Source organism: Dactylosporangium sp. NPDC005572 (assembly GCF_040605515.1).
GTDB lineage: Bacteria > Actinomycetota > Actinomycetes > Mycobacteriales > Micromonosporaceae > Dactylosporangium.
In genome coordinates this window covers 1-23965 of the sequence record NZ_JBEXCY010000182.1, presented here as the reverse complement: position 1 = coordinate 23965, position 23965 = coordinate 1, and the positions used below count along the sequence as shown (strand labels likewise).

General features: G+C 65.5%; 22 protein-coding genes, 2 tRNA genes and 1 pseudogene. 23 read left to right on the top strand and 2 right to left on the bottom strand.

Annotated elements, in window-relative coordinates:
• Positions 1 to 1042 precede the first annotated feature (1042 nt).
• The 17 genes and pseudogenes from ABZS66_RS47700 to ABZS66_RS47620 all read left to right on the top strand — a co-directional run bounded on the left by ABZS66_RS47700 (position 1043) and on the right by ABZS66_RS47620 (position 17200).
• A complete protein-coding gene (locus ABZS66_RS47700) occupies positions 1043 to 2275 on the top strand; it encodes a PIN domain-containing protein (protein ID WP_354769684.1) in 1233 nt (410 codons plus the stop codon).
• Positions 2276 to 2399: 124 nt separating this feature from the next.
• Entirely contained in the window at positions 2400 to 4511 is a 2112-nt protein-coding gene (locus ABZS66_RS47695; protein WP_354769683.1) for a DUF87 domain-containing protein, read from the top strand.
• Entirely contained in the window at positions 4511 to 5875 is a 1365-nt protein-coding gene (locus tag ABZS66_RS47690; RefSeq protein ID WP_354769682.1) for a DNA double-strand break repair nuclease NurA, read from the top strand. The genes ABZS66_RS47695 and ABZS66_RS47690 overlap by 1 nt, the downstream gene beginning before the upstream one ends.
• A complete protein-coding gene (locus ABZS66_RS47685) occupies positions 5865 to 6974 on the top strand; it encodes a DNA methyltransferase (RefSeq protein ID WP_354769681.1) in 1110 nt (369 codons plus the stop codon). The genes ABZS66_RS47690 and ABZS66_RS47685 overlap by 11 nt, the downstream gene beginning before the upstream one ends.
• A 66-nt stretch (positions 6975 to 7040) precedes the next feature.
• Positions 7041 to 8252, top strand: coding sequence for a helix-turn-helix transcriptional regulator (locus tag ABZS66_RS47680; RefSeq protein ID WP_354769680.1), 1212 nt, complete (start codon positions 7041 to 7043; stop codon positions 8250 to 8252).
• 5 nt (positions 8253 to 8257) lie between these two features.
• Complete coding sequence (locus ABZS66_RS47675) at positions 8258 to 8809, top strand: flavoprotein (RefSeq protein ID WP_354769679.1); 552 nt, start codon at positions 8258 to 8260, stop codon at positions 8807 to 8809.
• A gap of 473 nt (positions 8810 to 9282) precedes the next feature.
• The gene (locus ABZS66_RS47670) at positions 9283 to 9522 is read left to right on the top strand and encodes a hypothetical protein (RefSeq protein ID WP_354769678.1); all 240 of its coding nucleotides are present in this window, start codon (positions 9283 to 9285) and stop codon (positions 9520 to 9522) included.
• A gap of 141 nt (positions 9523 to 9663) precedes the next feature.
• Positions 9664 to 9900 (top strand): hypothetical protein, encoded by a 237-nt coding sequence (locus ABZS66_RS47665; protein ID WP_354769677.1) that lies wholly within the window; start codon positions 9664 to 9666, stop codon positions 9898 to 9900.
• Between the two features lie 338 nt (positions 9901 to 10238).
• On the top strand, positions 10239 to 10967 hold the full coding sequence (locus ABZS66_RS47660) for a GntR family transcriptional regulator (RefSeq protein ID WP_354769676.1): 729 nt from the start codon (positions 10239 to 10241) through the stop codon (positions 10965 to 10967).
• Between the two features lie 200 nt (positions 10968 to 11167).
• Positions 11168 to 11584, top strand: coding sequence for a hypothetical protein (locus tag ABZS66_RS47655; RefSeq protein ID WP_354769675.1), 417 nt, complete (start codon positions 11168 to 11170; stop codon positions 11582 to 11584).
• An 85-nt stretch (positions 11585 to 11669) separates the two neighbouring features.
• Positions 11670 to 11837, top strand: coding sequence for a hypothetical protein (locus ABZS66_RS47650; RefSeq protein WP_354769674.1), 168 nt, complete (start codon positions 11670 to 11672; stop codon positions 11835 to 11837).
• Positions 11834 to 12211: a hypothetical protein gene (locus tag ABZS66_RS47645; RefSeq protein ID WP_354769673.1), complete on the top strand. Its 378-nt coding sequence runs from the start codon at positions 11834 to 11836 to the stop codon at positions 12209 to 12211. Before ABZS66_RS47650 ends, ABZS66_RS47645 begins: the two co-directional genes overlap by 4 nt.
• Complete coding sequence (locus tag ABZS66_RS47640) at positions 12211 to 13632, top strand: FtsK/SpoIIIE domain-containing protein (protein WP_354769672.1); 1422 nt, start codon at positions 12211 to 12213, stop codon at positions 13630 to 13632. The genes ABZS66_RS47645 and ABZS66_RS47640 overlap by 1 nt, the downstream gene beginning before the upstream one ends.
• A pseudogene (locus ABZS66_RS47635) lies at positions 13629 to 14021 on the top strand (DUF2637 domain-containing protein); the annotation flags it as partial. The gene ABZS66_RS47640 and the pseudogene ABZS66_RS47635, both read left to right, overlap by 4 nt.
• Positions 14022 to 14143: 122 nt before the next feature.
• A complete protein-coding gene (locus tag ABZS66_RS47630) occupies positions 14144 to 15853 on the top strand; it encodes a replication initiator (protein WP_354769671.1) in 1710 nt (569 codons plus the stop codon).
• Positions 15850 to 16068: a helix-turn-helix domain-containing protein gene (locus tag ABZS66_RS47625; protein WP_354769670.1), complete on the top strand. Its 219-nt coding sequence runs from the start codon at positions 15850 to 15852 to the stop codon at positions 16066 to 16068. Before ABZS66_RS47630 ends, ABZS66_RS47625 begins: the two co-directional genes overlap by 4 nt.
• Position 16069: 1 nt before the next feature.
• Positions 16070 to 17200, top strand: a complete 1131-nt coding sequence (locus ABZS66_RS47620) for a site-specific integrase (protein WP_354769669.1) — start codon at positions 16070 to 16072, stop codon at positions 17198 to 17200.
• A 79-nt stretch (positions 17201 to 17279) separates the two neighbouring features.
• On the opposite strand, the gene ABZS66_RS47615 is transcribed toward ABZS66_RS47620, so the two are convergent.
• Positions 17280 to 17350, bottom strand: a tRNA-Gly gene (locus ABZS66_RS47615).
• 122 nt (positions 17351 to 17472) lie between these two features.
• Here ABZS66_RS47615 and ABZS66_RS47610 point away from each other — a divergent pair.
• From ABZS66_RS47610 to ABZS66_RS47585, 6 genes are all read left to right on the top strand, one after another.
• A tRNA-Pro gene (locus ABZS66_RS47610) sits at positions 17473 to 17546 on the top strand.
• Between the two features lie 57 nt (positions 17547 to 17603).
• Positions 17604 to 18974: a trigger factor gene (gene tig / locus ABZS66_RS47605; protein WP_354769668.1), complete on the top strand. Its 1371-nt coding sequence runs from the start codon at positions 17604 to 17606 to the stop codon at positions 18972 to 18974.
• A gap of 133 nt (positions 18975 to 19107) precedes the next feature.
• On the top strand, positions 19108 to 19758 hold the full coding sequence (locus ABZS66_RS47600; protein ID WP_354769667.1) for an ATP-dependent Clp protease proteolytic subunit: 651 nt from the start codon (positions 19108 to 19110) through the stop codon (positions 19756 to 19758).
• An 11-nt stretch (positions 19759 to 19769) separates the two neighbouring features.
• A complete protein-coding gene (locus ABZS66_RS47595; protein ID WP_238012102.1) occupies positions 19770 to 20429 on the top strand; it encodes an ATP-dependent Clp protease proteolytic subunit in 660 nt (219 codons plus the stop codon).
• Positions 20430 to 20654: 225 nt separating this feature from the next.
• Positions 20655 to 21953 (top strand): ATP-dependent Clp protease ATP-binding subunit ClpX, encoded by a 1299-nt coding sequence (gene clpX / locus ABZS66_RS47590; protein WP_354769666.1) that lies wholly within the window; start codon positions 20655 to 20657, stop codon positions 21951 to 21953.
• A gap of 205 nt (positions 21954 to 22158) precedes the next feature.
• Entirely contained in the window at positions 22159 to 22953 is a 795-nt protein-coding gene (locus ABZS66_RS47585) for a carbon-nitrogen hydrolase family protein (protein ID WP_354769665.1), read from the top strand.
• Between the two features lie 65 nt (positions 22954 to 23018).
• Here the strand turns inward: ABZS66_RS47585 and ABZS66_RS47580 are convergent, their stop codons facing one another.
• Positions 23019 to 23231 (bottom strand): hypothetical protein, encoded by a 213-nt coding sequence (locus ABZS66_RS47580; RefSeq protein ID WP_354769664.1) that lies wholly within the window; start codon positions 23229 to 23231, stop codon positions 23019 to 23021.
• Positions 23232 to 23965: the final 734 nt, after the last annotated feature.

Below are 23965 nucleotides of genomic sequence, written 5' to 3'. Positions count from 1 at the left end.
CACCCCAATCACATCGATCATGCCTCGGGTGTTGCAACCACCAGTTGAGCCCGCCCATAGCGACCGGATGTTTCCCACGATCATGGAGCGCGCCACGCTGATCGGCATTTCGGCGGCGCGGGTGGCGACAGGCGCGGCCACGGCGGGGCGGGAAAGGGCGACCGGCGACGGCGGGTGAGGCCGCGGGGAGCGACGGCCGGGACCACCGCGGACATCGCGGTAGCTCTGAGCATCGACCGAAACCCGGCGATCAGGGTGAGATCGGGCGATTACCGGCCCGAGGGTGGGGGAAGAGTTGAGAGCGGGCGAGGAGAATCGAACTCCCACCGTCAGTTTGGAAGATCGTCTCGCGACGGGGTGATCTGCCCGGATCGCCTGGTCGGCGGCACGGCCGGTTGCCCCGTCGTGCCCGCTCGTGCCCCCTGGCGGCCCGGGTTACTGGCCCGGGAATGGCCCGGATCGATCTTGGTTCCCGGACACCTCGTAGGAGCCGCCGCGCCGGCCGATGCCGGCGCTTGCGCCGCCAGCAGGCCGAGCGCGAGCGGCGCTCATCTCACTGGCTCCGTTCCCCGCCCCCAGATGGCCGTAGCGGGCCTAGCGACCCTCCCGTATGCCGTCGTCCACCCTCAGGGGGAGCGGGGCGGCGTCGGGTGTGCCAGGCTCGCCGCAGGCGACCGCGAAGCGGCTCGGCCTGGCGCACCCGACGCCGGTCTGCTCGGCTCGACCTGGACGGCGGTGCGGGAGCGGAGCGACCTCCCCGGAGCCAGAGGCCCCGTCGGAGACCCGCCGGAGGCAGAGCGCAACTACACGAGGACCGCGAGGCCGCGGGAGCATACGGTCCGCGCCACAAACGACGCCGCGGCGGCTCAAAATCTCAAGCGACCGGTCGCGGCAGCACCGTTGCAAGCTCTGACCGACCTGCGACGCGCGTAGCGCGTTGCCTTGATCAGGCATAGCTGAACTCGGCAATGCAAAAGAGGTTTGAACAGCAAGTGCTAATCTGAGCGCCGTCGCCGGAGCTAGCCGGACCGAAGGGCGCGCCATGCGAACAGAGTTTGCAGCCTGGTATCCCCCGGGCGACGAAGATCGTCGTAGGTTCATCGAAACTGGCATGGTCGTGCCCGACACCAACATCCTTCTGGATCTCTACCGGATGAAGGCAGAGGCGCGTGAGGACGTACTGGCTCTGCTAGCCACCCTGGAAGATCGTCTGTGGATCCCTTACCAGGTGGGCCACGAGTTCCACCGGAACCGACTGTCGGTGATCTTCGACCAGGAGCAGGTGGACCAAAAGATTCGAGCTGCAGTTAAAGACTCTCAGGCGAAGCTTCAAGAGGCTATCCGGGCAATCCGCGACCATCCGGCCATCGATAAGGCGACACTCGGTCGCATCGCCGACGATTCCTTTGCTCGCGTTATCGAATACTTAGACAGCGTCGGTAGCATTCCGTTCCTTCAGATGAAGGAGTCAGTCCAGGGCGATCCAGTTCTTGATGCGGTAACTACTTTGTTCGAGAAAAAAGTCGGACAGCCTTACACTCAAGAGCAACTCGCGAAGGTACGTGCTGAAGCGAAGCGGCGAATTGATCAGAAGATACCGCCTGGCTATCTCGACGCGAAAAAGGACGAAGATCGTGCCGCGGGCGACTATTTGGTTTGGCGTCAAACGCTGGATGAGGCCACAAAACGCAAGATGCCAGTCCTCTTCATTACCAATGACCAGAAAGAGGACTGGTATCGCAAGGTTCACGGCCTTACCATCGGTCCTCGGGTCGAACTTATCGAGGAGATGGCCAAAGAGGCTGGCGTAACCTTCCATGCGCAAACCCTGGCGCGTTTTCTAGAAACCGCCCAATCCGCCAGCGGCGCGACCGTCAAGGACGTCACCGTCTCGGAAGTCAAACGCCTAGACGAAATCGAGCGCGACCCAGGCGCCAATATTGATCGCAGTTTCGAGCCTTCTGATGACCTGGCGGGCACAGGCACAGCAGAAGTCGTATTCCCGCTGTTTCATCGGCGGCCGCCCCTAGGTGTAGGGCTTGGCCGAGACAATCTGGAGGCGGCCACGCGCATCCGACAGCGTGCTGAGTTAATCCAAGCGGAGCAGGAGGTCCTGCAGGCCCAACTGCTGCAGCACCAGCACGAGGGACCTGGTGATTTTGATCCTAGGTCACACCGTCGCGCTCTGGAGGAGCGCTACCAAGCCAACCTTCAACTCCTGCGCGAGCTGGACAGTCAATTAGCTGATCTTGCGACGCAGCGGATGTCTCGTTAGTACCTTCGGATGAGTGATTCCGGCTATCTGAGAACAGGTCAGTATTGACATCGGCCAACGACAGTGTTTTGCTGTCCAACAAAAGTCGATCTCGAAACGCGCTGATGCTTGGAGCGGCTGCACAATGACTGGAATCTTCTCGGCAGTAAGCGATGAACTAGGCCGTGAGTCTCTCGGTGCAGCATTATCTCAAGCTGCTGATTTGCTCAAAGAGCTGATCAATCCAAGCGCGTACGTCGGTGAGGTTTACTCGCTCGGTTACAGCGACGCACTTGTTCAGATTCATGATTTCCACCGCCAGCAGGTGGGTGGAATTCCGGCGCTTAGCTTCCTGCTTGCAACAAGAATCCATGACGACAAGGCCGTGGATGTTCGCGAAGAAGATTCCTCTGTCATTCTACTGCGCGTGCTTGACCATGCAGATCTGCCGAACGCCCAAGAGGCCTTAAGGGTTCGGGTTGAAACTGCGCAACGCGTAAGTGGCGACGATAATCGGACGTGGGATCACAAAGATGTGATGGACCCGGCCACCCACCACCTCCTGAGCTATGCAGGCGTCCGATGTCGTGTGCTCGGAACGTACTACGTCGCTGAGACAGCAAACGGATACGTGCTTTCATTCGGGTCCGATCTGAGTAACTACTACCCGAATCGCGGCTTGAAGGTATACAAGCCTAACGGGGCGGTGCTGGCTCGGATCGTGAACTATCGAGACCCGAGGCGCCACACGGATCGAGACCAACTCCTTGTGCCGGTGGGCCAGGTCCGTTACGCGTCTACTAATCGCCCATTCCAGAATATCTCTGGCGTGACGGTCTCAATTACGCCGACTGACCTTCTTGGACAGAAGACCGCACTCTTCGGCATGACGCGGACCGGCAAATCCAATACCACAAAGATCGTTCTTAAGTCGATCTTTGAGCTGAGATGGACGGGTGGTCGGCGTAGGATAGGCCAGATTGTATTCGATCCCGATGGCGAGTATGCCAACGACAACGCTCAAGATGCCGGCGCGAATCGCAATCCAACTGCGCTAAAAAATGTCTGGGCTTGTGCGCCCAGCGACGAACGGGAGTCCTACAAGCCGGATGTCATCACGTACGGCGTGATGCCACATCCCAACGATCCGGATCGTCGGCTTATGCTGCTCAATTTCCACGTGCTGGAGAATCTTGCAGTCGGAAAAGCGATCATTAATGAGGCCCTTGCCGGCGATAACGTTAAGTTCATTGCAAATTTCCGCGACGTGCAATTCGTCACTCCAGATTCTACTGACCGATCCGCACTTACGCGTTTCAATCGCAGGGTACTGTGCTATCGCGCTCTTCTCGTGAAGGCTGGCCTAGAGGCGCCGACGAGCATCAGACCTGATTTGAGGGGCCTGTTCGGCGCCAAGTTCGTGGCGGCCCTTGCTGCTTCTGAGGGGAAAAACCCTTCGGCATATCGCACTTGCGCAACGATCCTCTCGAAGTCCTCGCCATCGTGGGCCGAAATGATCCAAGCATGTACGACTCTACGGGAGTACATCAACGACAACGGCTCGGGCTATGGCAAATTTGACGAGGACTATGTAGAGACGAGCTCAACTGGCTCTTGGGCGGATGACGATCTGAAAAAGATCCTTGAGATGTTCTTCTACAGCAACGGCTCAAAGCAGATTGGTCGAGTTAAAGAGCAGCACACCGATAGCACGACGACCGACTACGCAGAGGACATCTACGAGCATCTGGTCGAGGGCCGATTGGTGATCGTCGACCAATCCAGTGGTGACTACGCCCTCAATAGGGCGTCTGCGGACAGGATTATGCGACGTATCTTCGAGAAGAATCAGGAGCAGTTCCGCCACGCCATCACCCCGCCAGAGGTCCTTGTCTATGTCGAAGAGGCTCACAACGTCCTGCCGGCTTCCTCAGAGATGGATCTAACGAATGTTTGGGTGAGGGCTGCGAAAGAGGGCGCGAAGTACCACATCGGACTGGTCTACGCGACGCAAGAGGTAAGCTCTATTCAGCCCAACATTTTGCGAAATACGGCGAACTGGTTTATTGGACACCTAAACAATACCGACGAAACGCGGCAATTGCGCAAGTTCTACGATTTTGCCGACTTTGAAGGAAGTATCCTAAGAGCGCAGGATCCCGGCTTCATCAGACTCAAAACGCTTTCTAACCCGTATGTCGTTCCTATTCAGGTAGACCGATTTACGATTAGCTCGACCGAGCCTGGCGAGGCCTGATGCCGTACGAAGGAGAATTCGCATCGTATCGGCCATTGCATAGGATCACTGGCGCTGCAAGGGTTAAGGCTCTGTTGGGTCGATCACGCGTTTTCACCGCCTCGGCCGGCGAAATTGAACCTACTCCAACTGGTGCGCCGGCTACCGACGTTGCTGCTCCGGAATTCGTTATTGCAATCGACGGGAGCACTGCGGAAGTAGACGTGGTGAATGGCTACCCAGGCGCAAAAGTTGGGTATTGTACCGTTGCGAGCGTTCTCCTTAACCTGAAACTTGTCGAACTTCTGGATCAATCGCGTCCGATCGATCCAGTCAAGTTTAGGCAAACTGAGGAGCCGTCAACGATTGATGCCGCGCTACCTGGAAGCAACGTTGTAACTCGCGATCACATTTCAGCAAGGGACTCGTTTCGCGAGGCCCTTTATGAGATTTTCCATGACGAGATTATCGACGAGGACGATCAGACTCGATTGCTCGACACGTACGAAGAACTGTTGGCCCTCAAGCCGTTGACCAACCCGCCGGCATGTCCTTACGAGTCGGTAGGATGCGATCGGAACTTTCCCATTCCAGCCCGCTTAACGAGCTGCCCGTGCGATAAGCGCCGAGCGGTGTATTCAACAGACGCATTGCGGGTGCATGAGCGTTTTCGGGAAACGGGATCGAATGGCGAGGCGTTTGGTGAGGTAATGCAGGTTTGGGAGCGGGTGCTCTTGTTGCACCTGCTTCGTTGCTTCGAACGGCGTGGCTGGCTCGCGCAATTGACTCGATTCGCCTTTATGGTCGATGGGCCGTTGGCACTTTTTGGACATCCGGCTTGGCTGAGCGCTGCGATCAGCTCCGAGTTAAAACGGATAAATTCTCGCCTTCGGGCTGAGACTGGCCGCGACTTGCTCCTCCTGGGTATAGAGAAGTCCGGTACGTTTGTCGAGCACTTTGCGATGATTGATCAAACCGAGCGTCCTGGCGAGCTCCTTTTCCAGCCTCGAGACTACTTCATGCCGACGGACAAATATATCAAGCGGCGCGTCGTGTATTCCGCAAGCGAGAAGCGATATGGTCTGGACACCTACTTTGGTCGAAAGGTGTTCTACAAGACGACTAGCGGCGCTCGGATTGTTTTCAACACTCCCTTCTTGTCTGATGCGCAGGATACGCTCGAAAGCTCGGACGAAAGTCTGTATTCTCAGCTTCCTGTCTCGTGTTCGTTGCTGGATAAGATGGTGTCGTCGCGATACCAGAACGCTGTATCGCCTATCGTCTCAGCTCACGCTTACGCTGCTATACCGTTGTCACTCGGATCAAAGGTTCTGCAGCAGCTTGCGCGCGCCCTCATGAGAGACGGAGCGGCCAATGGACGCTAGAACGTTCGAGACGGCTGCTCGCCGCTGGGAAGGTCTTGGGCCGTACTACGCAATGTTTCCGACTCGGTTCGCCGACGAAGTGATTTCTCGTCACTCCAGACCGGGTGATGTGGTCCTTGACCCGTTCGCAGGCCGTGGGACTGCGGTCTTCAGCGCGGCGCATCAAGGCCGTATTAGCCTTGGCATTGAGATTAACTCGGTAGGCTGGGTATATGCAAAGACGAAAATTGACGCCGCACCGGCGGATGCTGTTGCTGTGCGGATAGCGGCTCTTGGTGATGTCAGTAATAGTTTCAGTCGAGAGGCTGACAGCCTCCCGAACTTCTTTCATCGCTGTTACTGTATTCGTGTCCGCGAGTTCTTGTGTGCGGCTAGGGCCACGCTGTCCTGGCAGGTTGACAAAGTGGACAGGACGGTCATGGCGCTTCTGCTCGTCTATCTGCATGGCAAGCTAGGCGCTGCGCTATCCAACCAGATGCGGCAAACGAAATCGATGGCTCCTGACTACGCGATCCGTTGGTGGGCTGAGCGTGAGTTGGATCCGCCAGACCTGGATCCTGTCGCATTCATGGTCTCGCGCCTCAAATGGCGATATGCCAAGGGTGTCCCTGACGTCAGGGGTTCAGAGATTCTGCTTGGCGACAGCCAGGAGCAGTTGCCGTTGGTCGCTGATACGCTTAAACGTCGACGCAAACGCGTTTCATTGATTTTTACGTCGCCTCCATATTTTGCGTTGACGAACTATCACTACGACCAGTGGCTGCGGTTGTGGTTACTAGGCGGTCCGCCGACAGCACATCGAGTTCCCGGTACGCAGGATTTGCGCGGACGGTTTGAGAACGAGCCGAGGTATCGTCGTCTGCTCGAAAGTGTTTTCGCGGCGTCGAGTTCTACGTTGTCGCGCAAGTCCACCGTCTACGTACGCACTGGGTCAGATCCGATTACCCTGGATGCAACCGTTGCCGCATTGCGTTCCGCATTCCCGCGACACGCTGTCGATCAGCGCAAGAGGCCTTACACTCGTCCGACCCAGACAAGCCTTTTTGGTGACTCGTCGGTCAAGGCGGGTGAAGTCGATCTGATTTTGACTAGAGAGTGAACGTCTCTGAGATCGCTGGCGCTATTAGTAGTCGATGAAACTAGCCTTATCTGCGACACTTGGTGGATGGTTAATGGACCTATCGGCGAGCGAGTGGCCGCCTACCGGCGTAGGCGCGGGTTGAGTCAGGCAGCACTGGCTGGTCTAGTAGGCAGATCCGAGTCATGGCTGTCGCAGGTGGAGCGAGGCATTCGTTCAGTGGACCGGCTGTCCGTCCTGCTCGACCTGGCCCAGGTTCTCAACGTGGAGGTTGAAGCGCTTACGGGCCTTCCGTGGCAGTACGCGCCCAGCGGTAGCTCGCTTGTGGACGGGCTCGACGGCGTGCGGCGGTTTCTGGGCAGGTACGACAGCTTGATCGGACCGTCGATGGGTGAACCTGTTGATGAGGCCAGCGTTCGCGAGTGCGTCGACTCAGCGCATGGTTGGTACCAGGCGGCTGAGTATGAGCGCGCTCTACATAAGTTGCCTGCCCTGCTTTCGCTCGCTGACCCTCTCAGGTTCGTAGGGAGCGGGGCGCGGAGGCAGCAGGCGTTGGTGAGCTACGTACACGCATACGCCCTCGCGGCGAAGCTGTTGACAAAGATGGGTGCAGCCGATCTTGCCCTTGTGTCTGCCGATCGGGCGGCCTCCGCTGCGGTAGATGCGGATTCTGTTCCGGCTCGCGGGACGGCGGCCTACCAGGTGGTTTGTGCACTGCTCCGTGCAGATCGCGCCGAAGATGCCGAACCGCTTGCGGTACAGATGGCGGAGGCAGTTCAGCACAGAGCCAGACCAGAACAGCCGGAGATAGTGTCCGTGGCTGGCTCATTGTGGCTCATCGCCGCCGTGATTGCCGGGCGACGCACTGACCGCGTCGAGGCGTGGAGGCGGCTGGACCAGGCGGAAGTACTTGCCGATATGCTCGGGCAGGACGGCAACTACGCGTGGACAGCATTTGGGCCGACGAACGTTGCGATTCACCGCGTCTCTGTAGCGGCCGAACTAGGCGATCCGGCCGAGGCGATCCGTGCGGCCGACGCCGTTGACCCGGATCGGCTGCCTGTCGCGCTAAAGAGCCGGCGAGCGCAGGTGCATCTTGATCTCGCGTGGGCGCAAATACAGCGAAAGCGGGACGCCGACGCACTGCTTCACCTGATGGAGGCTGAGCGCACGGCGCCGGAGATGGTGCGGTACAACGTTATGGCTCGTGAGCTGGTTCGCGAGATGCTGGCGCGGCAGAAGAAGTCGAAGACCAGCGCCCTCCACCGGTTGGCGGTTCGAGCGGGTGTGCTGGACTAGCGGGCGTGGTTGATCGCTCGGTGACGCTCGTTGTGTGCGGTGCTCCGTTGACGCTGCGCACCGTCGATCTGGTGAGTGCCCTCCGCGGCGCCGGCTGGGAGCCGCGGGTAGTCGGTACTCCCGCAGCCCGGGAGTGGCTGGACGCGGAGGCCGTCGAGCGGTTGACCGGATGGCCCCCGCAGTTCGACTACCGGGCGCCGACACTGGAGCGCCGCGCCGATCCGCCGACGGCGCTCGTGGTGTGCCCGGCGACCTTCAACACGATCAACAAGACCGCGGTCGGAGCGATGGACACGTACGCGCTCGGACAGGTCTGCGAGGCGATCGGTACGCGGCTGCCGACTCTCATGGTGCCGATGGTGAACGACAAGCTCTGGGGCCACCCGGCGTGGGCGTCGAGTCTCGCGGTCCTGCGCGCAACTGGCGTGCGCCTGGTCGACATCCACACCGGGCAGCTCGGCGAAGTGCCGACCAAGTCCGGCACGGGCGCCGAAGTCATCGAGCGGTTCGACCCCGCCTGGCTTGTCGCGCAGCTCGGCGCACTCACCGCTGGCTGAGCCGCCTCTCCCACCTCGACCCCTAACCCGCACAAAAGTGCGGGTCGTTTCGTGGTGTGGGGTGATCACTCCTTGTGGTCGCACGCTGTCTTCTAGCAGCGAGCCTTGCGCATCCCTCGATCCGCAGCCCTCACGCGGTGGATCGGTCGCCCAGCGCGCAGGGACACGATCGTGAGGAGGACGGCGACCCATGGGGAGCGCCGAGAGCGTCGATCAGGCCGACCGGTGCAGTGCGTGTGCCGGGTTCGGGTGGGTGTACGTCACGGCCAAGCTCTCCCTCGCCACCGGCGGGGAGCGTGGAGCGCGGGCCGGGCGTAGCCGGCGGGCGTGCCGGGTCTGCGGAGATCCGAGCGTGGATCTGGACGGGGCAGCCTCGTGAGCTGGCACCGGGGCGGGTGCTGGACCCGGCCCGCCCGTGGGCCGTCGAATGCCCGCCCGCCTCGGTGCCGTTCCACCGGATCGAGGTGTCGGTGATGTACGTCCCGGAACCCGGCCACATCGTATGGGCCTGGATACGCCCGTCGCTCGAAGAGGGTGCCGGCGGGCGAGCAGCCCGGATCAAGGTCCGGGCCGTCGACACCGACCCGGCGCTCGGTGACCGCCTGCGGCTGTCCGGCGCCGAGCTCGATCCGGTGTACCGGCCGACCGGTGAGGTCTCCGTCATCGTTGAGCCCGACCGCCTCTGGCCGGTCGCGACGGAAGGGGACGAGTGAACGATGGCTGAGCCGGTTCTCTACACCGAACGGTTCTACCGTGCCGCCGAGCGTCATCGGGTGCGTCGACCTGACTGGATCTGCGCAGAGTGCCGCTGTCTCTGGCCGTGTCTGACGGCGCGGTTGCTCATCCGGCACCGCATGAAGGGCCTCTATGACCTGGTCCGGGCGGCGACGGCCGGGCAACTGCGGGTGGCGGACACCGAGGTCGGCAGGCACTCGGGGCACGAGCTGTACCGACAGTTCACCGTCTGGACCCACCGCAACCTGGTGTGCGGCGTCTGCGGCAGTGATCGGCATGTTGCCCTGCCCGGGGTACCTCCACGGCTGTACCGGTGCGACGGTATACGGGCGCTCATGGCCGGGGAGGCGCCATGACGGTGTACCACTCCACCGACGCACGCGACCAGGTCAACGCCGCCCAGGAGGAACTCAACCGCCATGCGTTGACCCTCAACGGCAGCATGTGTACTGCCTGCGGAGTCGAGGGTCCGTGCTCGCAGCGACGCGCGGCGCTCCGGACGCTGATCCACTATGGCCGGCTGCCGCGACGTCGGCCGGGTGCGTCGAGACCTGAGCGGCTGTCGGTGCGGGCCACGGGCGGATCTGGGTGGTTCGGCTAGCCCGCGATGGACTGACGGTCGACTTGTGCACTCATCGTTAACTCACTACGGTCTTGTCTTAACAAGCAGTGATCAGGCGAGGGGCGGTTCCGCGTGCTGAACCTCGAACCGAGGATTCCGAAGTACGTCAGGGTCCTCAACACGTTGCGGCAGCGCATCGAAGACGGGACGTACAAGCCGGGTGCCGCGCTGCCCTCAGAGAATCAGCTCGCCGGGGAGTTCGACGTCTCGCGGCCAACTGTGCTCAAGGCGTTGGCGTACCTCAAGCAGGACGGCTGGATCGAGTCGCAGCAGGGTAAGGCGAACTTCGTTCGGGGCAAGCCGACCGCACGCCGGACCGTGCCGCCGCACGCTCACGGCGCTCTGCATCTGGACGAGGTGGCCGAAACCGAGCTGCTTGCCGTGGCGCCGGTGCTCGCCGACCGGCGGGTTGCGTCGATCCTCGCCGTCCCCGAGGGGACGCCGGTGTTCCAGCGGAAACGCAGGACGACCGCCGATGAGGGTGCCGTCGACCTGGTCACGGTGTGGCTGCCGATCGACGTGGCCGCTGGCTCAGACGCGACGAAGCCGGCGCCGATCGCTGGCAGCCTGCTTGACCACCTGGCGCAGCGTAAGAGCGTCCGTGGTGACTACGCGGTCGAGTGGACGTCTGCGCGCCGGCCGACAGCGGAGGAGGCGCAGCTCCTCGACATCGCCGCCGACGAACCCGTGCTCGCGGTGACCATCGCGGTCCACACTGCACGCGGCGACCTGGTCCTCGCTGTCGACGTCGTTCTGCCGGGCAACCGGCACGAGATCGAGGACACCTACCCCCTGTCCTGACAAGCATCGAGGAAACATTGCGCCCGGGCCGTCGGCTCGGGCGCTTCTTCGTTGCTGGCCAAGGTCGCAAGTGGCCACTTGACTGATAGGCATGTCTCGAATTACTCATTGGCATGTGTTTACAAGTGCTCTTACTGTTGCAGCTAAGCACACAAGCCAATGGAGGTTCCCCCTTGCTCCCCAACTCTGTCCGGTACCCCGTGCCGTTCGAGTACGCGTTCCCCGCCGGGACTCTGTTCCTCGGCGTCGACAAACAGACCGACTTCGACAAGCTCCGCGAGGACGACAACCAGGCCCGTGACGAGCACGGCGTACGCCTGTGGGTGGTCACGGTCATCGACCAGGACGCGGAAGCGACGAAGTTTGGCCGGTCGCCGCAGGTGAAGGTGAAGATCGCGGCTGTGCATCAGCCGGTGCCGCCGGCGCCGATTCAGGTCGCCGGGATGTCGATCACGCCGGTGGCGTTCACCGACCTGATGGTGACGCCGTACACCGATACGTCGGGCTGCAAAGGAGATCGGCAGCCGCATCGGTGCCGTGGCCGGTTGGCCTGGTCCTACCGGGCCTCCGGGGTGGTCGCCCCGGCCGATCTCGCCGTCTCTGCCACTGCTGCCTGAACCGCGTTGTTGCGCGGGGCGGGCCTTCCTCCGGCAAGAGACCTGCCCGCCCCGCCTTCCCAACCCCCTCAAGGAGAAGGCTGGAATGCCCAAGCTAGTCGATGCTGCCCGCATCACGTCGCCGGGCGGCACGGTGTGGCGCACCTGCGCCGAGTGCACGAACCTCGCCCCGCTCCCGCCGGCCGTGGACCGCTGCGACGCCTGCCGTCTCGGCCCTGGCCCGACCGCCCCGGACGGCGGTGAGGCGCGATGAGGACGCACCGCCGTACCGTCGCCGCGCTCGCCGCCATCGGCGTCAACGCCGCCCGGGACCTGTACCGGACCGTCCCCTCCGACACGGTCCGCGTTGCGGCGCTGGTCGAGATCTCGGCCGCCGCTGCCGCACTCGCCCGGACCGTGGTGAAGCTGCGCCACCTCGACCCGGACCTGATCGCCCCGCACGTCTCCGACCGCACCGACCTGCGCGCCGTCCTCGGCCGGGGCCGCTGGCTGCCCACGATGGTCCGCCACGTCCCGGCCCTGACCGCCGGCCCGGTCGACCTCCCAGCTCGTTCCGTCCAGCACCGCGCGAAGCGGCGTAAGGCCGGCGGTCAGCTCCCGCTGTTCACCGAGGCAGGTGATCGCTGATGCCGCTCGTGAACGTGATCCGGGGCGAGCGGATCGAACCGGCCCCGTTCAACGTCCGCACGCCCTACCTGCGCGTCCCGCTCTGGCTGCTCCTCGCCGCGTGGACGGTCAAAGGGCTGTGGCGGCTGTTCCTGCTGTACCTGCGGTTCTGGTACATCACCCTGCCGTTGACCGGCCTCCTGGCGCTCTACCTTCGGTTCGGCTGGTGGGGTCCCGGCTTCGCGGTCGGTGTGCCCGCCTGCGCGCTCGGCGTCTGGGCGGCCTGGCACTGGCCGTCGTTCCAGCGGTGGGCGTGGTGGCCGACCCTCGCACGGTGGCGGCGCTTCCGGTACCGCCGCATCTGGCAACCAGCCATGATCACAGCCGGACTCTCGGTCACCTTCGACAGCCACACCATCCTGCCGGTGCTCAAGAAGGTCCGGGTCAACGGCGGCACCGACGAACTGACGGTACGAATGGTCACCGGCCAGATCCCGAACGACTTCGCCAAGGTTTCCGAACGCCTCACCCACACGTTCGCGGCACTCGGCTGCAAGGTCACGCCCGGCAACCGGCCCGACCTGGTCCGGCTCACCATGCGCCGCACCGACCCCCTCACCGCCCACGTCGAACCGCTGCCGGTCGGCGCCCCGGACTACGCGGCGCTGCCGATCGGCGTCAGGGAGGACGGCGGCGTGTACGAACTGCGGCTACACGGCACGCAGGTGCTCGTGGTCGGCGCGACCGGCGCCGGGAAGGGCTCGGTGATCTGGTCGATCGTCCGCGCCCTCGCCGGCGGCGTCTTCACCGGCCTGGTGCAGCTGTGGGCGTTCGACCCCAAGGGCGGCATGGAACTCGGCGCCGGCGAGCGGCTGTTCGCCCGGTTCGCCTGCACCGACTTCAAGGCCATGGCCGACCTGCTCGAACTCGCCCTCAGCGAAGCCCAGGGCCGCGCCGCCCGCCTGCGCGGCCACGCCCGCCAGCACACACCGTCGGTGACCGAGCCGCTGATCGTCATCATCATCGACGAACTCGCCGCGCTCACCGCGTACGTCACCGACCGCCCGACCAAGGACCGCATCAAGGCCGCCCTCGGCCTGCTCCTCACCCAGGGCCGCGCCGTCGGCGTCCACGTCATCGGCTGCCTGCAAGACCCCCGCAAGGAGGTCCTGCCGTTCCGGAACCTCTTCCCGACCCGCATCGGCCTGCGCATGGCCGAAGAGCCCGAGGTCGACCTGGTCCTCGGCGACGGCATGCGCGACCGCGGCGCGCTCTGCGACCGCATCCCCATGTCCCTGCCCGGCGTCGGCTACGTCGTCCTGGACGGCGACCCCACCCCGGTCCGCGTCCGCTTCTCCTACAACACCGACACCCACATCGCCGCCCTCGCCGACACCTACGCCTTCGACAGCGACCGCGTCCTGGACGGTGAACTCGCATGACCGCGCCCCAACTCATCCGCATCCGCTGGGCGGTACGCGCCACGTTGCTCCTCGGCGTGGCCGCGTCCATCGCCGCCAACGTCCTGCACGCCAACGGCAACCCGATCTCGCAGACGATCGCTGCATGGCCCCCGCTGGCACTCCTGCTGACCGTGGAACTGGTCTCCCGCGTCCCGGTTCACCGCCGTGACCTCGCCGTGCTGCGGGTCGTCGCGACCGTGGGCATCTCCGGCATCGCGGCGTGGGTGTCGTACTGGCACATGGCTGGCGTCGCCGCCCGCTACGGCGAAACCGGCGCCAGCCCGTACCTGCTCCCCATCTCCGTCGACGGCCTGATCGTCGTGGCGTCAATCTGCCTGGTCGAGCTGGGCGGCCGAATCCGGGATGCGGCGCCACCGGTCGACGTCGAGCCGCTGGCCGAACCCGAACCGCAGCACCAGGCCACGGTCACGCGACTGCCGGTGCTCCCGGCGAGCGGCCTCATCCGACCGGGAACCAACGGGGCCGCCCGGTGACCGACGCACAGACGCTGCCCGGCCTCGAACCGGCGACCAAGCCACGGCCGGGCAGCCGCCTCGCTCGACTCCTCACCCCGAGCACCACCGACGCGCTCACCACCATGGCCGAAGAGCACGGCGTCTGCACCCGGCCGGTCATGCTGCGCCGGACGGACCTGGCCACCGGACAAACCGAGATCATCGACCTGCCGTGTGGGGCGACCCGGGAAGACAAGTGCAAGCCCTGCGCCAAGCGAGCGCGGCGGCTGCGGCAGCAGCAGTGCCGGGAGGGCTGGCACCGGACGGATGAGCCGCTGCCCGAGCCGGACGACCCCACCGAGGAACAGTGGGCGCTGCTCCGCCTCCGCGCGCACTTCGTCTTCGAACGCAACCGCGCCGAACAGCTCGCCGAGTGGGACCAGGTCGCCGAGCTCGACGCCGCGATCACCGAACTGGACGAGGTGATCGCGGCCTGCGGGATGCGCGGCCAGCTCGCGCCGACCGGCGACCAGGCGGACGCGCCCAAACCCACCCGCCGCGTCCGCTCCACGCGCCGCCGGCAGGACGCTCCCGACCTGCCCCGGCTCAAGGTCGCCCCGACCACGGTCGGCCGGACCTACGAGGGCCGCGATGGGCAGGTCTTCCAGCCCTCGACCTTCCTGACCCTCACGCTCGACAGCTACGGCCGGGTCCGCAACGACGGGACCCCGGTCGACCCGGCGACGTACGACTACCGCCGGGCGGCCTGGGACGCGGTGCACTTCCCGGCTCTGCTCGACCGGTTCTGGCAGAACGCCCGCCGCGCCGCCGGCTGGTCGATCCAGTACTTCGGTGCCGTCGAGCCGCAACGTCGCCTCGCCCCGCATGCGCATTTCGCGATGCGCGGCACCATGCCCCGCGAGCTGCTGCGCCGGATCGCCGCCGCCACGTACCACCAGGTCTGGTGGCCACCCGTCGACACGGTGCTATACCCAGATCACCACGCACCCGTCTGGGACCCGGACCAGCGGGCCTACGTCGACCCCGACACCCGCGCGCCACTGGCGACCTGGGACGAGGCGTTGGACGCCGTCGACCAAGACCTGGACGCCGAACCGGTCCACGTCGCCCGGTTCGGCCCGCAGGTCCACGCCGAAGGCGTCCTCGGCGGCACAGCGAAGGCCGACAAGCTGATCGGCTACCTGACCAAGTACCTGACCAAGTCGGTCGACACCTGCCACCAGATGACGACCGATCGGCAGCGGACGCACCTCGAGCGCTTCTGGCATGAGCTGCGATTCACGCCCTGCTCGCCCCGCTGCGCCAACTGGCTTCGCTACGGCGTCCAGCCGAAGAACGCCCGGCCCAACCAGTCGGCCGGGCGATGCAAGGCCAAGGTCCACCAGCGGACGACCCTCGGCATGGGTGGCCGGCGCGTCCTGGTCTCCCGGCAGTGGTCCGGCAAGACGCTCGCCGACCACAAGCACGACAACCGCGCCTGGGTCCGCGCACTCCTCGGGATCAGCGACGCCCACGACCAGGTCGCCACCGTCGACAGCCAACCCGGGCAGCCGGCCCCGTTCGCCTGGGAGATGGTGCGGCGGGACGACCCCGACGTACCGCCGCTGCAACATCGCCTCCTGCGGGCGATCTCGGCGCGGATCCAGCAGCGCGCCCAGCTCAGAGCGGCGATCGAGGCGCAGGCGCCACCAGACGCGACCCCCGGCCGGGAGGGCGCTCATTGAGCGAGGAACTGCTGACGGGGGAGCAGGTCGCGGCCCTGCTCAAGACCACGCCGCGGTTCGTGCGACGGCTCGTCGCCGATCGGCGCATCGAGTACGTGAAGGTCGGCCGCTCCGTGCGGTTCCGGCCGATCGCGATCACCGAGTACATCGAGCGGAACCGGGTGGTTCCGCTGTCCCGCGCCGACATCCGGCGCCAGCTGAGGAGGGCTGCCTGACATGGCGAACAAGGAGGGCCGGCGGCGTTTCGGCAACGTCCGGAAGCGCGCCTCCGGGAGGTGGCAGGCCCGGTACGTCGGCCCGGACGGGCTGGAGCGCACCGCGCCGAACACCTTCGCGACCGACCGGGAGGCGAAGCAATGGCTGACCGTGGTCGAGTCCGAAGTGATCAAAGGGGAGTGGGTGGCGCCCGAGGCGGGGGAGACCAAGCTCCTCGACTACGGCGTCCGGTGGATCGCAGAACGCAAGCTGGCGCCCCGGAGCCGGGAGAACTACGAAGATCTCTTCCGGCTGCACATCCGGACGTACCTCGGCGACCTGGAGATCGGCGCCATCAAGCCGGCGACCATCCGGACCTGGCGAAAGCGGCTGCTCGACGCCGGTGCTCCGGAGCCGCAGGCCGTCAAGGCGTACTCACTCCTTCGGGCGATCATGAACACCGCGATGAAGGAAGACGGCCTGATCAGGGAGAACCCGTGCCGGATCAAGGGCTATGACCGGTACCACACCCCCGAGCGGCCAACGGCCACCGTGCAGCAGGTCTTCATGCTCGCGGACGCCATGCCGCCCCGGTACGCGGCGCTGGTGATCGTCGCCGCCTTCTCCGGTCTCCGCTGGGGCGAGCTGGCGGCGCTCCGGCGTTCGGACGTCGATCTCGACTCCGGCCGTGTACGGGTGCCCCGGAAGCTCGCGGCCCTCCGGAGCGGTCTGGTGTTCGGCGCGCCGAAATCGGAGGCTGGCGTCCGGTCGGTGACGCTCCCGGCGGCGGCCGTGAAGCGGCTCCGTGCTCACCTGGCCGAGTTCGTCGACGACCAGGCCGACGCGATCGTCTTCACAGGAGACAAGAAGGCGCTCCTACGTTCCGGCAACTTCGGTAGAGCTGTGAAGTGGGTCGAAACCGTCAAAGCACTCAACCTGCCAGCTGGCTTTCACTTCCACGACTTGCGCCACACCGGTAACACCATCGCCGCCGCGTCGGGCGCCAGCACGCGTGAGCTGATGTACCGGATGGGCCACGCGAGCATGCGTGCGGCGCTGATCTATCAACACGCCACGAGCGAGCGTGACCAGGAGATCGCCGCCGGCATGGACAAGCGGATCAACAAGCAGGCCAGGCGCAAGCGGTCCTAATGGCCCGCGAATGGCCCGGCGAGCGAGCCAAGATCGGGTGTGGGGGACGGGCTAGCCCGTGACCAGGTGAAAGAATGAGAGCGGGCGAGGAGAATCGAACTCCCACCGTCAGTTTGGAAGACTGAAGCTCTGCCATTGAGCTACGCCCGCGCGCCCACAGCGTACCGAATCATCCTTCCCCGCGCAGACTGCGGGGGTCCACGGGGTGCGACACCGGCATACCGAGCGGCGGACGTCCCGGCCTACCGCATACACTTGCCGACGCAAACCACCGGGGTGTAGCGCAGTTTGGTAGCGCACTCGCTTTGGGAGCGAGGGGCCGTGGGTTCAAATCCCGCCACCCCGACCGGGAACCATAAGCCCAGGCATGCCGCCGTTCGTGAACTACTGAGGGAGAAGTTCTGTGAAGAGCACCGTCGAGACCCTGAGCCCGACGCGCGTGCGGCTCGAAATCGAGGTGCCGTTCGCCGAGCTGGAGCCGAGCCTCAAGAAGGCCTACCGGGAGATCGGCTCGCAGGTGAACATCCCCGGGTTCCGCCGGGGCAAGGTGCCGTCGGCCGTGATCGACCAGCGGGTCGGGCGTGGCAACGTGCTCAACGAGGCCGTGCAGGACGTCATCCCGACGCAGATCCTCGCCGCGGTGCGCGAGCACGAGGTGCGCACGCTGGGCCGGCCCGAGGTCGCGATCACCGAGTTCGCCGACGGGCAGCCGCTGAAGTTCACGGCCGAGGTCGACGTGCGGCCGGAGATCACCCTGCCCGACCTGAGCGGCATCGAGGTGACCGTCGACGCGCTCAAGGTCACCGACGAGGACCTCGACGAGCAGCTCAAGGGGCTGCGCGACCGGTTCGCGACGCTCAAGACTGTCGAGCGGACCGCGCTCGTGGGCGACTTCGTCCAGATCGACCTCGTGGCGACCGTGGACGGCGAGGAGGTGCCCGGCGGCAGCGCGACCAACATCTCGCACGAGGTCGGCAGCGGCCAGCTCGTCCCGGGCCTCGACGACGTGCTGGTGGGCATGGGCGCCGGCGACTCGACCACGTTCACGACCCAGCTGGTGGGCGGCGAGTTCGAGGGCCGCGACGCCGAGGTGTCGGTGGCCGTGAAGTCGGTCAAGGACAAGCAGCTGCCCGCCGTCGACGACGAGTTCGCCCAGCTGGCGAGCGAGTTCGACACGCTCGACGAGCTGAAGGACGACCTGCGCACCCGGCTCACCCGCGTGAAGCGGATGGAGCAGCTGTACTCGGCGCGTGACCTGGCCCTCAAGGCCGTCATCGACGCGACCGACGTCCCGGCGCCGGAGGGTGTCGTGAAGGACGAGGTCGAGTCGCGCAAGGAGTCGATGAACGACCAGCTCCAGCGCATCGGGGCCTCGTTCGACGACTACCTGCAGACCGAGGGCAAGACCGAGGAGGAGATGGACGCCGAGCTCAACGAGGCGGCCGTCGAGGGCGTCAAGGTGCAGCTCGTGCTCGACACGCTGGCCGACGCCGAGGACGTCCAGGTCAGCGACGACGAGTTCGGTCACGAGATCGTCCACCGGGCGCAGCGCGCGGGCATGGGCCCGCAGCAGTATTACGACCAGCTGGTCCAGGCCGGCGTGGCCGGCGCGGTCTTCGGCGACGTGCGCCGCGGCAAGGCGCTCGGCATCGTGCTGGAGCGGGTCAAGATCGTCGACAGTGAGGGCGCCACGCTCAGCCTCGACGACCTGCGCGGCGCGGCCGACGAGCACGAGGGCCACGACCACGGTGACCACGAGGGCCACAACCACTGACCCGCGAGTGGGCCGGGGGTGAAAATCCCCCGGCCGCCACGGTGCGCTCATAGCGAAATGCGGTGAGCATGGGAAGCTGGTGCTGCCCGCACCGGTTAGGGTCGGTTGTACAAGACTCTTGCGAAGGGCTGCCATGACCGACCTGCATATTCCAGCGTCGCCAGTCAGTGCCGCGCCCAACGGGCGCGGTCGGGGCGCGGACTCGAGCCTGACGCTCGACGACTCGGTGTTCAACCGGCTGCTCAAGGAGCGCATCATCTTCCTGGGCAGCGAGGTCAACGACCAGGTCGCCAACCGGATCTGCGCCCAGATGCTCCTCCTTGCCGCCGAGGACGACGAGCGTGACATCTGGCTCTACATCAACTCGCCCGGTGGCTCCGTCTACTCGGGCATGGCGATCTACGACATCATGCAGTTCGTCAGCAATGACGTGGCCACCGTCGCGATGGGCATGGCCGCGTCGATGGGCCAGCTGCTGCTGTGCGCCGGCGCGCCGGGCAAGCGGATGGCGCTGCCGCACGCGCGGATCATGATGCACCAGCCGTCCGGCGGCATCGGGGGCACCGCCTCCGACATTGCCATTCAGGCCGAGCAGATGCTCTACACCAAGCGCATGTTCCAGGAGCGCGTCGCGTTCCACACCGGGCAGTCGCTCGAGCAGATCGAGTCCGACTCCGACCGTGACCGCTGGTTCACCGCCGAAGAGGCGCGGGACTACGGCTTCATCGACAAGGTGATCACCGGGGCCCAGCAGGCTCCGGAAGGCGCCGGAACTCTGGCCTGAGGAGCGAAGCCATGACCGATCTGAGCCTGCCCCCGGCGCTGCGCGAGGTGCACAACCGCTACATCCTCCCGTCGTATGTCGAGCGCACGTCGTACGGCATCAAGGAGACCAACCCGTACAACAAGCTGTTCGAGGACCGGATCATCTTCCTCGGCGTGCAGATCGACGACGCGTCGGCCAACGACGTGATGGCGCAGCTGCTGACGCTGGAGAGCACCGAGCCGGACCGCGACATCACGCTGTACATCAACTCGCCCGGCGGCTCGTTCACGGCCATGACGGCGATCTACGACACGATGCTCTACGTGCGGCCCGACATCCTGACGGTCTGCCTGGGCCAGGCGGCGAGCGCGGCCGCGGTGCTCCTCGCGGCCGGCACGCCGGGCAAGCGCCTCGCGCTGCCCAACTCGCGGATCATCATCCACCAGCCGGCCACCGAGGGCGGCTACGGGCAGGGCTCGGACATCGAGATCCAGGCCCGGGAGATCATGCGCATGCGGACCCAGCTCGAGGAGATGGTCTCGCGCCACACCGGCCAGCCGGTGGAGAAGGTCCGCAAGGACATCGACCGCGACAAGATCCTGACGGCCGACGAGGCCAAGGAGTACGGTCTGGTCGACAACGTGCTGGTCAGCCGCAAGAAGTCGGCCCTCGCCGCCGCCGGCGCCTGAGGCCTGTGACGTGCTCATCGGCTCGCCTGACCTCCGGGTTCGGCGAGCCGATGGGGTTCCCGGCGATTGTCGCCGGGCGGCCGGTTGAAAGACACCCCCGCGTAGGGGGTCGGATTACGGGCCACCACCAGGTAACGTCGAGGCAGTAGCCAGCACCGTCCCAGACGGTGCGGGAGCGGGATTGCGATCCGGACCGAGGTCCGGCCGAAGGCAGGGAGATCGTAGGTGGCACGGATCGGCGACGGCGGCGACCTACTGAAGTGTTCTTTCTGCGGAAAATCGCAGAAGCAGGTGAAGAAGCTGATCGCCGGTCCCGGCGTGTACATCTGCGACGAGTGCATCGATCTCTGCAACGAGATCATCGAGGAAGAGCTGGCGGAGTCGGGCGACGTCAAGTTCGACGAGCTGCCCAAGCCGATGGAGATCTGCGCCTTCCTCGACCAGTACGTGGTCGGTCAGGACCAGGCCAAGAAGGCCCTCGCGGTGGCGGTCTACAACCACTACAAGCGGGTCCAGGCCGAGTCGGGCGGCAACTCCGGCAGCGACGGCGTCGAGCTGGCGAAGTCCAACATCCTGCTCATCGGCCCCACGGGCTGCGGCAAGACGCACCTGGCCCAGACGCTCGCCCGGATGCTCAACGTCCCGTTCGCGATCGCCGACGCCACGGCGCTCACCGAGGCCGGCTACGTCGGCGAGGACGTGGAGAACATCCTGCTGAAGCTGATCCAGGCCGCCGACTACGACATCCGCCGCGCCGAGACCGGCATCGTCTACATCGACGAGGTCGACAAGATCGCCCGCAAGTCGGAGAACCCGAGCATCACGCGCGACGTCTCCGGCGAGGGCGTGCAGCAGGCGCTGCTGAAGATCATCGAGGGCACGGTCGCCAACGTGCCGCCCCAGGGCGGGCGCAAGCACCCGCACCAGGAGTTCATCCAGATCGACACGTCCAACGTGCTGTTCATCTGCGGCGGCGCCTTCGCCGGCCTCGACCGCATCGTCCAGCAGCGCGTCGGCAAGGGCGGCACCGGCTTCGGCGCCAACCTGCGCTCGATCACCGACCGGACGGCCGACGACGCGTTCAGTGACGTCATGCCGGAGGACATGCTCAAGTTCGGCCTGATCCCCGAGTTCATCGGCCGCCTGCCGGTGATCACCAGCGTCAAGAGCCTCGACCGCGACGCGCTGGTCAAGATCCTCACCGAGCCCCGCAACGCGCTCGTCCGGCAGTATCAGCGACTGTTCGAGCTCGACGGCGTGGAGCTGGAGTTCGCCCCCGAGGCCCTCGAGGCGATCGCCGACCAGGCCATCCTCCGCGGCACGGGTGCCCGCGGCCTCCGCGCGATCATGGAGGAGGTCCTCCTCAGCGTGATGTACGAGGTGCCCAGCAACCCGAACATCGCCCGCGTGCTGATCACCCGCGAGGTCGTCCTGGAGAAGGTCATCCCGACCATCGTCCCGCGCGACCTGGCCGCCCACCGCGTCGGCCGCCGCCGCGCGGACCGCGAGGAGAAGTCCGCCTGAGGCCGCAGAGCCTTTCCATGGCTCCGGTCCGCCGGACTACTGCCGTTGCTCCCGTCAGACACCGGTCGGGCCTTGGCGGCCCTCCCTGCCACGTCCGCGTCGCGCCGGCCTCCGGCAGCCCCTCCGGGGCGGCCTCCGGCAGCCCCTCCGGGGAGGATCGCAGGACCCTCGTGCGGACGGCGCCCCCGCCCGTAGGCTGGCTCGTATGCGCGTAGCCGTCTGCCAGCTCAACGCCCGCGACGACCGGGCCGCCAACCTGCGGGTCGCCCGCGAGCTCCTCGACCGGGCCGCCGCCGGCGGCGCCGACCTCGCGGTACTCCCGGAGTACACCGACCACCTCGGCCGCGCCTCGACCGCGCCCAAGCCGGAGGGGATCGACGGCGAGTTCGCGACGTTCTTCGCCGACGCCGCCCGCGACCTCGGCATCTGGGTCCACGCCGGCTCGTTCCACGAGACCGGCCCGGACGCCGACCACACGTACAACACCTCGCTGGTCTTCGACCGCAGCGGCACCCTCGCCGCCACGTACCGCAAGATCCACCTCTACGACGTCGAGATCCCCGGGCGGGTGTCGTACCAGGAGTCCGCGACCGTCGCCCCCGGGTCGACGCTCGAGATCGTGGCCGTCGAGCAGGCGCTGGTCGGCCTGTCGATCTGCTATGACCTGCGGTTCCCCGAGCTGTACCGGAGGCTCGCCGTCGACGGGGCGACGGTCCTCGTCGTGCCGGCGGCGTTCATGCTCCACACGGGCCGCGACCACTGGGAGCCGCTCCTGCGCGCCCGTGCCATCGAGAACCAGTGCTACGTCCTGGCCGCCGGGCAGATCGGCAACCATGACCCGGATCGCACCTGCTTCGGGCGGAGCATGGTCGTCGACCCCTGGGGGACGGTCGTCGCCCAGGCACCGGATGTCGTCGGCGTCACGTTCGCCGATCTCGACTTCGACCGGCTCGCCGAGATCCGCGCCACGGTGCCGAGCCTGGCCAACCGCCGGCTCTGACCCCGGCCGGTCAGCTCGGCGGGTCAGGCTCGGCGGGTCAGGCTCGGCAGGTCAGTTCGGACGGTTCAGACGGTGCGGGCCGACAGGATCCCGAACACGGTGATGCCCACGATGGCGCCGCCCGTGATCAGCAGCACGGTCCCCATGCGCGACGGCCCCCGGCGGGCCAGCCGCCACGACGCCACGACGACCACCAGCGCGACGACCGCACCGATGACGAGCTGCCACAACGGGAAGAGCATCTCCATCAACGCGTCCGCGCGGGGGTAGGGCGTCATTCCGTCATCTTCCCTGTTCGCCGCGGGTCGCGCACGGCCGATTTGACTCGTACACGCCGTTCCCCGTACGGTCCTCCAGGTCCGAAGGGCTGGACGGAAACAACCAGTTCGCCGGATTAGTACCAACTTGGGCGGTGCGGGAGCCGATTTGGCAATCGCGAAAGCGACCGGGTACGGTACTCCAGCCGGTAGGGAACCGGGCGGACTTGCAAAAGTCGGCCGGCCTACTGGAATCCCGAGCAGGAAACCTGGCACCGGAAACGGTGTTCGGAGTCGTGCGCGGGAGGAACGTTCCAGAAGGTCGACAAGCGGAAAACCCGAACTTGACAAGACGGAACGGGCTGGTAAGGTAGGAAAGCCGGTGGGGAGCCGGGCGGGCAAGCGAGCGAAATGCTCTGGTGCCGGTCGGTCCTACTGGATCTCCCGAAACAAGATCGCCGGAGACGGCAGCCTTGTTATGCTCGGGAAACCCGCTTGAAGTTGAAAAGCCCGGAACTACGGACTTGACAACGGCGAGCGACCTGGTAAAGTAGAGAAGTTGCCCCGGATGCGGCGTGCAAGACTTGCGGGCCGCGGCGGTGTGTGTTGGTTGTTTGAGAACTCAACAGGGTGCTTGTTAAGCCAGTGCCAATTGAAATTTACCCCGTGGCACGGGCCCGTTCCTCTTCGGAGGATGGTTGTCTGTGTCTGGGATTCCTTTGGTGACAACATGTTTGTTGCCGGGTGATTGATTC